The following is a 14580-nucleotide window of genomic DNA, read 5'->3' on the forward strand; positions in this document are numbered from 1 at the left end:
ATATGATAGTTTTGCCACTCAAAATTTTTAAATATAGATAGGGAGTTATTCTACTTTTTTATAGTATTTATAAATACTGAAGCAGCGAAATAATAATAAAAACCGATATTATTTCTACAAAAAATACATGTTATTAAAGAATATAAAATGAAAAAGATCTTATTTATACTGATGTGCATTCCCTGTTTTGTTTTCTCCCAAAAATATTTTTTACTGGATAGTTTAAAAAACCATTTTAGGATAGAAACTTTTACACTGGACACCTCTGAATTGTACGGGATCAGGAAAAATATCAATGTGTATAATGTTCACCTTACCAAAGATCATATTCTTTTACTTACAGTGCTTCCTGATCTGGATGAAACAATTCTCCCGGGAACTGATGAAAAGGGGCAAAACTGGATGCTTTTGGATTTCGATAAATTAAAAAAAGAAGATATCATTTCAAAATCAAAAGTAAAAGAAATAGCTTCTAACTGGATGGCTTCCAATACTCCGGACAAAAAAAATATGGATTTCAGGGTAGTGAAAAAAGTGAATGAAAGTTATTATGTTTCAAAAATGTGCCTGACTGAACTTTTCAGCATTACTTCCCTTAAAACACCTTTTATTTCTTCATATGGATCTCTGAATATTGCTGAACCAAAAATTACAATAAAGGAGGTGGAGAAGAGTTTTAATGAGCAGTTTCCCAACCGGAAATTCATTATGGATGTGACAGATATAGACTATCTTAAGAATCTTGATGATCCGTTCAGTTTCAGGAATTATCTTTCCAAAGAATATACAATCCAAGGAAAAAAAGCCTATCAGTTTTGGACTTTTGACGGCTGGTGGATCATTGATGGATATAATGAGCACCGTGGAATAGACAGATTGATATATATGCCGGAAAAAGGAATTGTAGGCGGGTCCTATGATTTTTATTTCAGATACCGCTCCAGGATTTCAGATTACAAGCTATGGAACAATATTGTGAATGAAAAAGTAATGATTGCTGAAGAGGTGAAATAATAGGATCACTATTGAGATGAACTTAAACTAATTGATTTTTATCAATAATTTTAAATTTGCCTTCAACTTCTCTTTGGTAATTCTTTAAATCTAAACTCTTTTTAGTAAATTTGTCAACCTTTAAATATTAAAATAAAATAATAAAAATAATATGAATCTTCACGAGTATCAATCAAAAGAGATTTTATCAAAGTATGGAGTAGCTATCCAACGTGGTTTCGTTGCAAACAACGTAGAAGAAGCTGTAGCAGCTGCTGAAAAATTGACTGCTGAAACCGGAGCTCAGGCTTGGGTTGTAAAAGCACAGATTCACGCAGGTGGTCGTGGTAAAGGTGGGGGTGTTAAGTTTTCTCCAAACATGGATAAACTTAAAGAAAACGCTCAGAATATCATCGGAATGCAGTTGGTAACTCCACAAACTTCTGCTGAAGGTAAAAAAGTACACTCTGTTTTGGTTGCAGAAGATGTTTATTATCCTGGAGAATCTGAAACTAAAGAATTTTATGTTTCTATTCTTTTAGATAGAGCTGAAGGGAAAAATACAATCGTATATTCTACTGAAGGAGGTATGGATATTGAGCACGTTGCAGAAGTAACTCCTCACTTAATCCACAACGAACTTATTGATCCAGCTATCGGTCTTCAAGGATTCCAGGCTAGAAAAATTGCTTTCAACCTAGGTCTTGAAGGGAATGCTTTTAAAGAATTTGTGAAATTTATTTCATCTCTTTACAATGCTTACACAGGTATTGATGCTTCTCTTTTCGAAATCAACCCAGTGTTGAAAACTTCTGATAACAAAATTATCGCTGTAGATGCTAAAGTAACTTTAGATGACAACTCATTGTTCCGTCACAAAGACTTAGCTGAACTTAGAGATACAAGAGAAGAAGATCCAATGGATGTTGAAGCTGGTGAAGCTGGTCTTAACTTCGTAAAATTGGATGGTAACGTTGCTTGTATGGTAAACGGTGCTGGTCTTGCAATGGCAACTATGGATATCATCAAATTATCAGGTGGTAACCCTGCTAACTTCCTTGACGTAGGAGGTACTGCTGATGCTCAGAGAGTACAGACTGCTTTCGGAATCATCTTAAGAGATCCAAACGTAAAAGCAATCCTAATCAACATCTTCGGAGGTATCGTAAGATGTGACAGAGTTGCTCAGGGTGTTGTAGATGCTTACAAAGCTATGGGTAGCCTTCCGGTTCCATTGATCGTAAGATTACAGGGAACTAACGCTGTAGAAGCTAAAAAATTAATTGACGAGTCTGGTCTTCCGGTTCACTCTGCAATTACTTTAGAAGAAGCTGCAAACAAAGTAAAAGAAGTTTTAGCATAATCTAAAATTTTCAGATAAAATAAGAAACCGTTTCATTTTTGGAACGGTTTTTTAATGCGTATAAGAAACTATATTTATGAAAAACTTATACATTCCTGAACCATGTTCTGAAAACTGGGAATCTATGTCTTCACAGGAAAAAGGAAAGTTCTGTGCTGTCTGCAGTAAATGTGTGATTGATTTTACTCAAAAGAGTCCTCATGAAATTGAGCAAATCCTCACTGAAAAGGAAAATGAAAAGGTTTGTGGTAGATTTTATAATCATCAGCTAAATATTGAAGATGGTCCATCACAAAAAGTTAAAAATCAATTTTTTAGATTTATTCCGAATGTTTTTCAAAACAGTAAAATTACACTTGCTATACTTTCTTTTGTTCTGTTCCTAGCCGGATGTTCAAAAGAAAAAGAGATGAAAATGGGTGACGTAGCTGTAGAGCTCAATGAAGATACGCTGCCTAATGAAAATATAACGTTGGGAGAGCCTCTTAAGATAAATAAAGATACTGTTGCCCAGATGCCCCAAAAAGACAGTACTGTAGTTTCTAAAAAGCATAATAAGAAATAGCTTACCGGATATTATAAGAACACAAAGTCTTTTTTTGAGATACATTCTATGTAAAATCTATGTGGTTCAGAATTTTTAAACCCCATAGGCTTTATACATAATTAAAATTATTCATGCATCCGTGACGATTATCATCCAGCATACAATTTTATCGAAGATAAAATCCTCGCGCCTTAAAAACACTCACATATCCTAAAATCTTTGCGCCATTGCGTTTACCAACAAATAAAAGCCGCTCCAAAAATTGAAACAGCTTTTTATGATTATAGTTTATCCACAAACATCTGAGAAATCCGCAGGAAATATATTATCTACTTATTTTTATTCTCTTTTCAATGTAAAAGATTCTTCCTTCGTCAGATGACAGTGAGACAAATCATATATAGTTATCTAATACTACTTATCCTGACTTTCAGGTAAGTTACTTTCTCCATTTGTAATACTAATACTCGTTGGAGTTACCAACTGGATTTTATCCACATCAAATCGCTCCTTAATGTTTAAATAAGCTTTACTTTTTACCTGTGCCAGATTAGCTCCAATTTTAATCCAGAATTTAACCTGTAGATTAAATGACCCCTGTTTCAGATCGGTAAAAATGACCTCTGCAGTATCTAACTTATCCACATTATCAAGGTTTTTTACCACCTCCAGAATACTTTTCTGGGCATTACTGATATCTTCATCAGCAGGAATTTCAAAATTTAAGATGATTCTGCGCTGAGGTGAAGCTGTAATATTATAAAATGGAGCATTGAAAACAACCTGATTCGGGATGTAAGCTTTCTTACCATCATCAGTAAGAATTTTTGTAGTTAAAAATCCGATTTCCTGTACCGTACCGGAATGAGCTCCGATGGTAATATAATCACCCACTTTAAAGGCTTTATCAATGCCAATAAGCATTCCTGAAAAGATACTTGAAACAAGGTCTTTTAATGCGACTCCGGCAATAACTCCGGCTACTCCCAAACTTCCTATAAATTTCCACAGAAACCCACTGAATCCCATTATTTCAAGGGAAATAAAAGTTCCCATCAGCATAATCAGGAACCTGAAGATACTGATTAAGGTCACCAGTGAGCTCTCTTTCTCACTTTTAGGGAAGAATTTGTGAAATAGTTTTACGGCAATCTGGCTCATGTATTTACTTGTAATGAGGAAGAATGTAAATACTAAAATGCCGACAATCAGTTTAGGGGTAAGCTCTGCAAACGTTACATACCAACTTTCCAATACCTTATACACCATGTCAATGTAGGTGAGTCCGGTTTTCTCCATGAATAAAATTTTACCTTAAAGATATAAATTTTCATTAAAAATTTTGTTAGTGTCAAAAAGTCTATTAAATTTGTAGACTAACAAATGCGAAATATTATGTCAATTAAATTAGGAGATACAGCACCCAACTTTCAGGCAGAAACCTCTGCGGGGGATATTAATTTTTATAGTTACCTGGGGGATTCCTGGGGGATTCTGTTTTCGCACCCGGCAGATTATACACCGGTGTGCACTACAGAATTGGGATATACTTCTAAATTACAATCTGAATTTGCCCAAAGAGACACAAAGGTAATTGCTTTAAGTGTGGATGGGGTAGAGGATCATCAGAACTGGGTAAAAGACATTAATGAAACTCAGCATACTGAAGTTCAGTTTCCGATCATAGCGGATAAGGATAGAAAAGTTTCAGAACTGTATGATTTTATTCATCCTAATGCTTCTGCAACAGCAACAGTGCGTTCGTTATTGATTATTGATCCAGCGAAAAAGGTAAGGCTTATTATTACCTATCCTGCCTCTACAGGACGGAATTTTAATGAAATCCTGAGGGTATTGGATTCTTTACAATTAGTTGACAATTATCAGGTGGCTACTCCTGTCAACTGGGAAAACGGAGAGGATGTTATCGTTCCGCCAACGGTTTCTACAGAAGAGGCCATCAAAAAATTCCCTAAAGGCGTTACGGAAATAAAGCCGTACCTAAGATATACGCCCCAACCCAATACATGATTTATTTGATTTTTTATAGTTTAGTTTTAATTTGTACGAAGAGCGCCCCGAAAATAAATTTCGGGGCGCTTTCAAATTTTTTATAAAGTGTATAAGTAATTGATTACTTAACGTCGTTAATAACTTGCTTAGCTTTAGAAGTTGGTAAATAAACACTAAATCCAAGATTAAAAGTAATGTTAGATGTTAATCCTGTATTTCCAAAACCTGTAACACCAGCATATTTTACCAAACCTTCTAGTCCGATATTTGGAGTGATAAAGTAAGAATAACCTGGTCCTGCACCAAAGTCAAGACCTGTAGTAGAGTTACCTCCTTGGCTGATAGAATATCCACCAACACCTACGTTACCTTCGAAGAACCATCTTCCGTGATGTAATAAGTTGTTAACACCTTGTTCTCCCGGAGAAAGATAGTAACGTCCTAAAGCTCCTACACCATAATCAAATCTTGTACTTGAATCTTTAGAAGATTTACCGATACCTAAATTTACATATCCACCAACAGCTACATTATCTTCGATGAAATAAGCCCCTTTTGGTTGTAGGTTAATTTGGTATCCACCACCTGTGTTTAATCCGAAATTACTTGTTACTAAACTACTTCCTACCATCCAATTACCTTTCTGAATCTGAGCGTTTGCAGTTGCTGTTAAACCTGCTACGGCTAATACTCCTGTTAAAATAAGTTTTTTCATAATTTATTATTTTAATAATTAAATGTTTATTATTCACGAATTATAGAAAAAACAATAAATGTGCCAGAGTCTTAATTTTAGACAATTTTTCTAAATTAATGTTAATAATATCAATGAGATAGGATGGAAATTTTTAACATTATTATTGAATATTTCATAATTATTAATAATGAAGTCAGAAAGCCAAAAGGGAATATTATTGAATTTTTAAAAAATCTTAATTCTCTTTTATCATTTTAAATACACAAAAGGAGAATAGATATAATAAGTCCTGCAATCGTAAACTTGATTCCACGCTTGAAAGCTTTTGTCTTAGGATTAAACATCCAGAAACTCGAGATTACAAAGAAGAAAAGTGCAACTCCGAAAAATACACTTAGAGGTGCTATGGCATCTTTAGATTGTGATTTGTGAAGAGAAACCATTTTATCCAGTACAAAAGGCAGTTCCATTTTTGAATACTTAGCAACCCCTGTAGAAGAATCATAGGTTCCTTTTTTAAAATGAAGAACGGTACCTTCAGTTTTTTCCACTTCAAGACCTTTCATTTTCAATTCCTTTTTCAGTTCTTTTTCAGAAAGGTTTGCGGATAAAGTCTTTTCGTACTTTTTTTCACTCTTTAGAAAATCGGTGTCTCTGTAGACCAAAATAATTCCACTTACGGCATACACAGCCATAATACCTGCCAGGAAATACCCCAGATAACGGTGTGTAATTCTCATGAAACTTCTTGTGTCTTTAATCTTATCCATATCGTTTTTTTGTTTTGTTTTTAAATTTCAAAAGTGGAAGCTGCAAAAATGCAATTTCCACTTTTAATAAAGAAGTAATTATATGTTTAATTCTACAGTTTGTATGTCAACGTAAAATAATAATTTCTTGGAGTAATCGGGTTTACTGAATAATTCTCGTGAACATTATAATTGACTGTATCAAATAGATTTCCCACTCTTCCCTGGATAGAGAACTTATTCCACTCGTAGCCAACTGATACAGAAACAGTAGTATAGTCTTTTAGATCAAACATTCTACTCACATTGTCTCTACTTGTATTTGTTGATTTTGAATCATTCCATCCCGCGATTCTGTCTCCGATATAATAAATTCCAGCTCCAACTTTTAATCCTTTTACATAGTTTGTAAATTTATAGAAAACAGAAGCATTCGCTGTTGTAGCTGGTGTTCTTACCAGTCTTTGTTTTTCAACATATCCCTTTTCAGGAGTGTCAAGGTAAACGGAATTGTTATATGAAAAACCTCCGATGATAGATAAGTTTTCTGTAGGATTTCCTGTAATATCTAATTCTACACCACGGCTTCTCATATTTCCTGCAAATTCTTTAAGATTGGTATCTGTTGAATTTACCGGAGCTCCGTTTGTAGAAGAAGCGAACCAATACGTTTGATAATAATTATTGTACATAATCTGGTAAGCCGTTAAGTTAACCGCTAAAGCATTGTTCCAGAAATTCTTTTTAACACCAATTTCGTATTGATCAACGGTTGATGGTTTTATGCTTTGTCTTGATAAAGTTGTTAACTGATTTTGAACATCTTTATCAATTTTAGTGGTATTTACTGTACCAAATTGATCCGAAGTATATCCTGCATTTGATGCAAACGAATTTGTATACGTTGCAAATACCGAAAGGTTTTCATTTGGTGCATAAACCAAACCTACTTTTGGAGAAAATGCATTGTCTGATGTTGAAGAATTGGCTACTTCAATTTTATCATTTAATGTAAAACGAGTAGTCAGTGTAGGCATATTTTCTATATAAGACCATCTTAGCCCGGCAATTACTTTTAGTTGCTTTGTTAAGCTGATAAAATCCTGTGCATAGAAGCCGATTCTTCTTGTATTGATTCTATTTTTTGTACTAAGAGTAGAATTTGGCATACCTACATTTCCCCATGTTGAAGGATCATCAAGGTATAAAAGATTTGTTGGACCCGTGATAGTATAAGCATAAGCATCTGCCTGGCTATAATCTGCATCTGCACCAATTAATACTTTATGGTTGATTGTTCCGGTATTGAACTCACCATTAATGTTTACTTGTGCAGAAGTGTAATTTTGCTCGTTGTAAGTTTTACCAAAAGGCCTTTTCCACGATAATCTGTTAGGATCTACAGTTTTATCTTTAGTGTCATATATCCATTGTACTCTTTCAGAAGAAAAATAATCTTTAGTATAGTTTTGGTAAGAAGCCGTAGCATTCAAAGACCATCTTTCGTTAAATTGGTGGTTAAAGGTTACATTCGTAGAAGCTTGCTGTACATCCTGATATTGCCAGTCTGTTCCGAAGAAGACATTTCTGGGAAGAGCGTCATTCAATCTGTAGCTTTGGTTTTTTTCGGTAATAGATCCAAGTCCGAAATCCGGGGTGAAATTATTTTTAAGATAATCTGCCTCAACAATTAATTGAGATTTTTCACTTAAATTAAATAAAAATGAAGGGTTGAAGTAATATTTTTCAGACTGTACAACATCTCTGAAACTTTCAGCATATTCGTAAGTTCCGTTTACTCTGAAAGCAATATTTTTAGATAATGGGCCATAAACATCAACTGTAGGCTTATAAGTATTCCAGCTTCCACCATTTAATCCTAGACTTCCGCCAAAATTGAATTTAGGCTTTTTGGTAATCATGTTAATAATACCTCCGGCAGCCGTATTTCCATAAAGCATTGCGTTGGCTCCTTTTAAAACTTCTACTCTTTCAAGACCACTTACTTCCGGAAAAACTCCGCTATTTATTCTTGATCCATTCTTGAAAATATTATCATTTCCTAAAATAAAACCACGTCCACCAAAGCTGTCCTGAGAATTTCCTCTGGATGAAGTAATATACATCCCGTTTACATTCTGAAGAACATCGCTCAATTGTTTTGCCTGTTGCTGCTCAATGATTTCATGGGTAACGATAGCAATAGGTTGAGGGGTTTCCATTACTGTCAGATTAGACTTCGTAGATAATGGTCTCGCCTGGTTTGGATTTCCAGTTTTGTGAAGATTAATGTCTTCAATGGTTTGGGTTCTGATGGTATCTGCTTCAACGTTTTTCAGCTGTGAACTTGCTGAAATAGCTATAAATAGAAGACCTAAAGAAAGTAGTTGTCTTTTCATTTTATTTTTATGTAGAACAGTTTTAAATAAGGCGCAAATGTAAGTATTTGTTTAGAATGAATAAAAATTAATGCATGATTTTTGTCATGTCTTTTAAGGGTGAAATATATGGATTGTTTCTATCCTTATTGTAGATGGATAATCCGGCGTTTTTTATGAATATATTTGTTAAAAAATTAAAATATGCAACTGGTAAAAGCAGGGCTTTGTGCCTTTGGAATGAGTGGAAAAGTATTTCATGCTCCTTTTTTAAAAGAACATCCGGGGTTCTTTATTTCTGCAATAGTGGAAAGAAGTAAAGAAGAATCCAAAGAGAAATACCCTGAAGCCACGATCTATCGTTCGGTTGAAGATATGCTTCAGGATACAGATGTAGAATTAGTCATTATCAACACTCCGGTTCAGACGCATTATGAATATGCTAAAAAAGCATTGGAAGCTGGTAAAAACATCATCGTTGAAAAACCATTTACTGTAAATGTAGAGGAAGCGGAAGAGCTGGTAACACTGGCAGAAGAGAAAGGATTATTTTTAAGTGTGTATCAAAACAGAAGATTTGACCGTGATTTCCAGCAGGTACAAAAAGTTTTAAAGGAAGGGAAATTAGGAAATATCAAAGAGGCAGAGATCCGTTTTGACAGATTCCGTACTACGCCAAGCGGTAAACAGCATAAAGAAAATCCGGATCAGATAGGTTCGGGTTCACTGCATGACCTTGGAGCGCATCTTGTGGACCAGGTGATACAGTATTTCGGATATCCTGAAAAACTTTTTGCTGATGTATTTTCTATGAAAGGTTCAGAATATGCCAATGATTATTTCGAAATCCTTCTGTTCTATAAAAATGATCTGAGAGTACGATTAAAATCTTCCGTTTTCACTAAAGAAGATCATTACGCTTATAAAATTCATGGTGATAGAGGGAGTCTCCTTCAGGAAAGAACCGATAATCAGGAAGCGGAATTGGTGGCAGGTGCCATTCCTGTTTATGGAAAAGAATGGATGCAGCCTTTGAAAGAAGCAGACGGAATTTTAAACTATCTGAATGAAAATTCAGAAACAGAAAGAATATTTACTTCAAGTGAAGCCGGAAATTATATGGATTATTACCAGCAAATCTATGAACATATTGTATTTGGATATCCTTTACCTTCACCGGGAAAAGAAGTGATTCAGAATATGATGATCATCGATGCATCCATTACAAGTACAGAAGAAGGAAAGATCATCGTACTATAAATTAACAAATGAGTTATCAATGAGTTCAAAGTTTAAAGTTCAAGGTTACTGGTAATCTGAAGTAGAATTTTTCTGCTCTTCCACCCTAAAAAGCTCTTACTCTCAAACTTTCTGAACTCATTCATAACTCCTGTTTTTTACATGATTTCCTGAAGTTCAAGCCATCTCATCTCATAGTTCTCCAGTTTTTCAGAGATCGTTTCCAGTTCAGAAGAAAGTTTGGCTATTTTTTCATAATCAGATTCATTATTGAGCTGATCTAGTATTTTTGCACGCTGCTCTTCCAGCCCTGGTATTTCTTTTTCAATAGTTTCCAGTTCCCTTTGTTCTTTAAAAGTTAATTTTCTTTTCTGAGCATTGGAAGATGAAGTGTTTTCTGTAGCAACAACTGTTTCTTTTATAGGTATAGGTTCAGCTTTTGCCGTTGTATTTTTTTCTAAAGCTTCTTCACGGCTTCTGGCCTCACGGTATTCTGAGAAATTTCCTACAAAATCTCTGATTTTTCCATCCCCTTCGAAAGCAAGAACGTTATCTACAATTCTGTCCATGAAATATCTGTCGTGGGAAACGATGATCAGAGATCCCTGGAATTGCTGTAGGAAGTTTTCAAGAACCGTTAATGTAGGAAGGTCCAAGTCATTTGTAGGTTCGTCAAAAATCAAAAAGTTAGGATTCTGATATAAAATATACATCAGGTGCAGTCTTCTTTTTTCTCCTCCTGATAATTTTGAGATAGGAGAGTACTGTGTCTGGTCGTCAAATAAGAATAATCTCAGGAATTGTGATGCAGAAAGGCTTCTGCCATTGGCTAAAGGATAGAATTCTGCAATTTCCTTAATGAAATCAATCACACGTTCATCCTCTTTATAAGTAAGACCTTTCTGGGCAAAATATCCGAAAGAAATAGTTTCTCCTGTTTCAATCTCACCTTTATCTATCTTTTCCAATCCCTGGATAATATTCAGTAAAGTAGATTTTCCGGCACCGTTTTTTCCAATGATTCCTACTTTCTCACCACGCTGGAACTGGTAGCTGAAATCTTTTAACAGGACCTTATTTCCAAAGCTTTTATCAATGTTTTTCAGTTCCAGAATTTTATTTCCCAGACGCTTCATTTCAAAATCAAGTTCCAGACCCTGTTTTCTGGTGTCTGTTTTAGCTACCTTTTCTGTTTCATAGAAAGAGTCAATTCTGCTTTTAGATTTTGTGGTTCTTGCTTTCGGTTGTCTTCGCATCCATTCCAGTTCTTTTCTGTAAAGGTTATTGGCTTTATCGATGGTTGCATTCATATTATCTTCACGGATCATTTTGTTCTCAAGATAGGTTGCATATGAACCATTGTGAACGTAAAGATTTCTGTCTTCCATTTCCCAGATAATATCACAGACACTGTCCAGAAAATATCGATCGTGGGTAACGAGCAGTAACGTTATTTTTGCTTTGGTCAGATAGTTTTCAAGCCATTCCACCATATCCACATCAAGGTGGTTGGTAGGTTCATCCATGATCAGTAGAGTATGCTTATGCTCAGCTCTGGTTTCTGTCAATAATTTGGCTAAAGCAACACGCTTGACCTGGCCTCCGGAAAGCGTTCCCATTTTGGCATCAAGATCCGTAATTTTAAGCTGAGAAAGAATCTGTTTCATTTCATTTTCAAGATCCCAGGCTTTATGGGCTTCCATATCAGCCAGTGCTTTTTCAATAAAATCATGATCTGTGGAATGAAGAGATTTGTGATAATTCTTCAAAGCAAGAATAGGTTCAGAATCCAGAGTCATCATGAATTCCTCAATGCTCAGATTGGAATCAAAATCAATTTCCTGGTCGAATAAAACAACCTGGATATCTTTATTAATGATTGCAGTGCCGCTGTCTGCAATTTCTTTACCCATTAAAATTTTCAGAAGGGTAGATTTTCCACTTCCGTTTTTGGCAACAATGGCAATTTTGTCTCCTTCATTAATGTGAAAGGATATGTTTTCAAACAAAACTTTGATGCCGTAGGATTTGGTAAGATTTTCTGCAGAAACGTAATTCATTGGGAATTAATAGTTTGATTTTAATTTTGAAATGAGTTGCAAAAATACGAAAATGTCAGCACAAAACTTTCCGGAAGTTCTTTTATAAAAATGAATATTTATAATTTTTTAATAAACTGTACCTGCTATCTGAGAAAACGATTTGGTAAATTTGGTATAAAGTATTCAGACTTAAACAATAATAATTTAAAAAACCGATTAAGAACAAATGAAAAAAGTGATTGTCGATATGGATGGGGTAATGGCAGATGTATACCATCAGCTGATTCAGTTTGAAAAAAGAGATACCGGAAAGGAAGTTGAGCTTAATGAAATAACAGGAAAACCTGAACTGGAAGTTTTTCCCAATGGTAAGAAACATGTGAATGAAGTAGGGTTTTTCAGAACATTACCTCTAATGAAAGGAAGTAAGGAAGCAATAGAATATCTGAACAGTAAATATGAATTGTATATTGTCTCCGCAGGAATGGAGTTTCCGAACAGCTTAAGAGAAAAATATGACTGGCTGGCTGAACATTTTCCATTCATTACCTGGGAACAGATTGTCCTTTGCGGAAGTAAAAAAGTTGTGGCAGGAGATGTAATGATTGATGATTATCCTAAGAATTTGGACCATTTCTCAGGGGAACGACTGATTTTCACCCAGCCTCATAATGAACTGGTGGAAAATGAAACCTATAGAAGAGTGAATTCATGGGAGGAAATCATGGAAATTTTATAGAGGACAGTTAATATGTAAATGGTTATTAGAAATTTAAAATAACTTTAACTAAAAAGGAATTAATTTTAATAATGCCTTATAAATGTTGGCTGTTCTAAATAGATAAGTTTGCACCAAACTTTTAACATGAAAAAACTTAGCATTTTATCTTTAATTCTTACAGTTTCAGTTTTCAATGCACAGGTCATTTCCGGGACCATTATTTCTAAAAATGAAAATCAACCCGTGCCTTATGTGAAAATTGGGGTAGAAAAGAAGACTACCGGAACAATTTCAGACGGAAAAGGAAATTTTTCAATAGATCTTACCGGTTTGGACCCGCAACAAAAAGTAAAAATAGAAGTACCAGGGTATGAGCTGTATGAAGAAACAGTACAGAATTTTAAAGCCCATGATCTTCAGAAGGTATTTTTGAACGAGAAAACTAAAACCATCAAAGAAATTGCGATTAAACCTAAAAAGCTGGTAGATAAAAATTGGGGTGTAAAAACGAAAACCAAAAGTATTTTATATTTTGTTAATCCAGTAGGAGACAAAGCCGGTTTTCTTGGAGAAACAGCTTTGGAATTTAATACAAAGAAAAGATCTAAAATTAAGAATATTAATTTAAATATTGCCCGATATGTTTCCACGGAACCGGTTCTGATGCGGTATAGTATTTACAGTGAGAAAGACGGTTTTCCGGATGAAAACTTACTGGATGAAGAAATTACAGTACAGCTTACAGAAGATATGATTAAAGATGGAACATATACGCTTGATGTTAATGATCATAATATCTGGGTGAAAGGAAAGTTCTTTGTAGGGATTAATTTTTTAAAAGAATTTAACGGATTCATTAAAATCAGTGCTGCATTGTTCAAAACGGGCTTCATCAGAGAGTTCTATGGAGACTGGACAAAAATGACAATTGCTGCACCAGCCATTAATATCGATGTGAAAATGGATAAAAACGGGAACGATAAAGATACCAAGGATGATGATGGCGGCTATACTGATGACATTATTTCTCAGGGATGGCTTGCTGATAATTCAAAAAATATTGAGGAAGCAGATAAATCCATATATGGTAAAAATGATTCTGCCGGAAAATACCTGGAATTGAAAGATACAAATCTTTATTATGAAGTATATGGAGAAGGTGAACCTTTGGTATTGCTTCACGGAAATTCAGGGAGTATTAAAGATTTTTATCAGCAAATCCCGGTTCTGGCCAAGCAGTATAAAGTGATCGCAGTAGATACAAGAGGACAAGGGAAAAGCAAAGACACTTCCAAAAAAGATTTTACCTATAAATTGTTTGCTGATGATGTAAAAGCATTGGCAGAGGAACTAAAATTGGATAAAATAAATATAGTTGGTTGGAGTGATGGTGGAAATACAGGACTTGAATTTGCGCTGAAATATCCTGAACGTCTTAATAAACTGGTTACTATTGGAGCGAATGCTTTTCCTGAAGGAGTAGAAGATAAGCTTATCGAACGGTTTACCAATCAGATGAAACAACTAAATGATATGGGGTCCGAAGAAACATTTGGGGAACGCAGACTTTTAAAAATAATGCTTACACAGCCTGATATCAGTAAAAATGATCTAGATAAAATAAAAAGTCCCGTTTTAGTTATTGCTGGTGACAGAGATGTAATTAAACCGGATCATACCGAATTTATTTCGAAACAGATTCCTAATGCTGAAATGAAAATATACAAGGACACTACCCACATGGTGCCTTTTGAAAAACCAGATCAGCTAAATGCAGATATTCTGAGTTTCCTTGGGAAGAAATAAATAGGAGGGAAGCGGTAAGATGGAGGTAGGAA

Annotated in this window: 12 protein-coding genes; 7 read left to right on the top strand and 5 right to left on the bottom strand. The window is 34.7% G+C overall.

What is annotated here, in order from left to right:
• The first annotated feature begins 147 nt into the window (after positions 1-147).
• From DRF65_RS25945 to DRF65_RS25955, 3 genes are all read left to right on the top strand, one after another.
• On the top strand, positions 148-1014 hold the full coding sequence (locus DRF65_RS25945) for a hypothetical protein (RefSeq protein ID WP_228438954.1): 867 nt from the start codon (positions 148-150) through the stop codon (positions 1012-1014).
• A 151-nt stretch (positions 1015-1165) separates the two neighbouring features.
• Positions 1166-2356 carry an ADP-forming succinate--CoA ligase subunit beta gene (sucC, locus tag DRF65_RS25950; RefSeq protein ID WP_047386334.1) on the top strand — a complete coding sequence of 397 codons (1191 nt, stop codon included), beginning with the start codon at positions 1166-1168 and terminating at the stop codon, positions 2354-2356.
• Between the two features lie 76 nt (positions 2357-2432).
• Complete coding sequence (locus tag DRF65_RS25955; RefSeq protein ID WP_115973608.1) at positions 2433-2921, top strand: hypothetical protein; 489 nt, start codon at positions 2433-2435, stop codon at positions 2919-2921.
• Positions 2922-3317: 396 nt separating this feature from the next.
• Here the strand turns inward: DRF65_RS25955 and DRF65_RS25960 are convergent, their stop codons facing one another.
• On the bottom strand, positions 3318-4202 hold the full coding sequence (locus tag DRF65_RS25960) for a mechanosensitive ion channel family protein (protein ID WP_115973609.1): 885 nt from the start codon (positions 4200-4202) through the stop codon (positions 3318-3320).
• Positions 4203-4298: 96 nt separating this feature from the next.
• Here DRF65_RS25960 and DRF65_RS25965 point away from each other — a divergent pair, with 96 nt between their 5' ends.
• On the top strand, positions 4299-4934 hold the full coding sequence (locus tag DRF65_RS25965) for a peroxiredoxin (RefSeq protein ID WP_115973610.1): 636 nt from the start codon (positions 4299-4301) through the stop codon (positions 4932-4934).
• A 103-nt stretch (positions 4935-5037) separates the two neighbouring features.
• Here DRF65_RS25965 and DRF65_RS25970 read toward each other — a convergent pair whose 3' ends face one another.
• From DRF65_RS25970 to DRF65_RS25980, 3 genes are all read right to left on the bottom strand, one after another.
• Positions 5038-5631: a hypothetical protein gene (locus tag DRF65_RS25970; protein ID WP_115973611.1), complete on the bottom strand. Its 594-nt coding sequence runs from the start codon at positions 5629-5631 to the stop codon at positions 5038-5040.
• Positions 5632-5867: 236 nt separating this feature from the next.
• A complete protein-coding gene (locus DRF65_RS25975; RefSeq protein WP_115973612.1) occupies positions 5868-6383 on the bottom strand; it encodes a hypothetical protein in 516 nt (171 codons plus the stop codon).
• A gap of 92 nt (positions 6384-6475) precedes the next feature.
• Positions 6476-8761: a TonB-dependent siderophore receptor gene (locus DRF65_RS25980; RefSeq protein WP_115973613.1), complete on the bottom strand. Its 2286-nt coding sequence runs from the start codon at positions 8759-8761 to the stop codon at positions 6476-6478.
• 183 nt (positions 8762-8944) lie between these two features.
• Here DRF65_RS25980 and DRF65_RS25985 point away from each other — a divergent pair, with 183 nt between their 5' ends.
• Positions 8945-10000 carry a Gfo/Idh/MocA family oxidoreductase gene (locus DRF65_RS25985; RefSeq protein ID WP_115973614.1) on the top strand — a complete coding sequence of 352 codons (1056 nt, stop codon included), beginning with the start codon at positions 8945-8947 and terminating at the stop codon, positions 9998-10000.
• A 137-nt stretch (positions 10001-10137) separates the two neighbouring features.
• On the opposite strand, the gene DRF65_RS25990 is transcribed toward DRF65_RS25985, so the two are convergent.
• A complete protein-coding gene (locus DRF65_RS25990; protein WP_115973615.1) occupies positions 10138-12039 on the bottom strand; it encodes an ABC-F family ATP-binding cassette domain-containing protein in 1902 nt (633 codons plus the stop codon).
• Positions 12040-12247: 208 nt separating this feature from the next.
• Here DRF65_RS25990 and DRF65_RS25995 point away from each other — a divergent pair, with 208 nt between their 5' ends.
• Together DRF65_RS25995 and DRF65_RS26000 are read left to right on the top strand one after the other, a co-directional pair.
• Complete coding sequence (locus tag DRF65_RS25995) at positions 12248-12760, top strand: 5' nucleotidase, NT5C type (protein ID WP_115973616.1); 513 nt, start codon at positions 12248-12250, stop codon at positions 12758-12760.
• A gap of 126 nt (positions 12761-12886) precedes the next feature.
• Positions 12887-14548, top strand: coding sequence for an alpha/beta fold hydrolase (locus DRF65_RS26000; RefSeq protein ID WP_115973617.1), 1662 nt, complete (start codon positions 12887-12889; stop codon positions 14546-14548).
• The last annotated feature ends 32 nt before the right edge of the window (positions 14549-14580 follow it).

Origin of the sequence: Chryseobacterium pennae (genome assembly GCF_003385515.1) — a bacterium.
Classification (GTDB): domain Bacteria; phylum Bacteroidota; class Bacteroidia; order Flavobacteriales; family Weeksellaceae; genus Chryseobacterium; species Chryseobacterium pennae.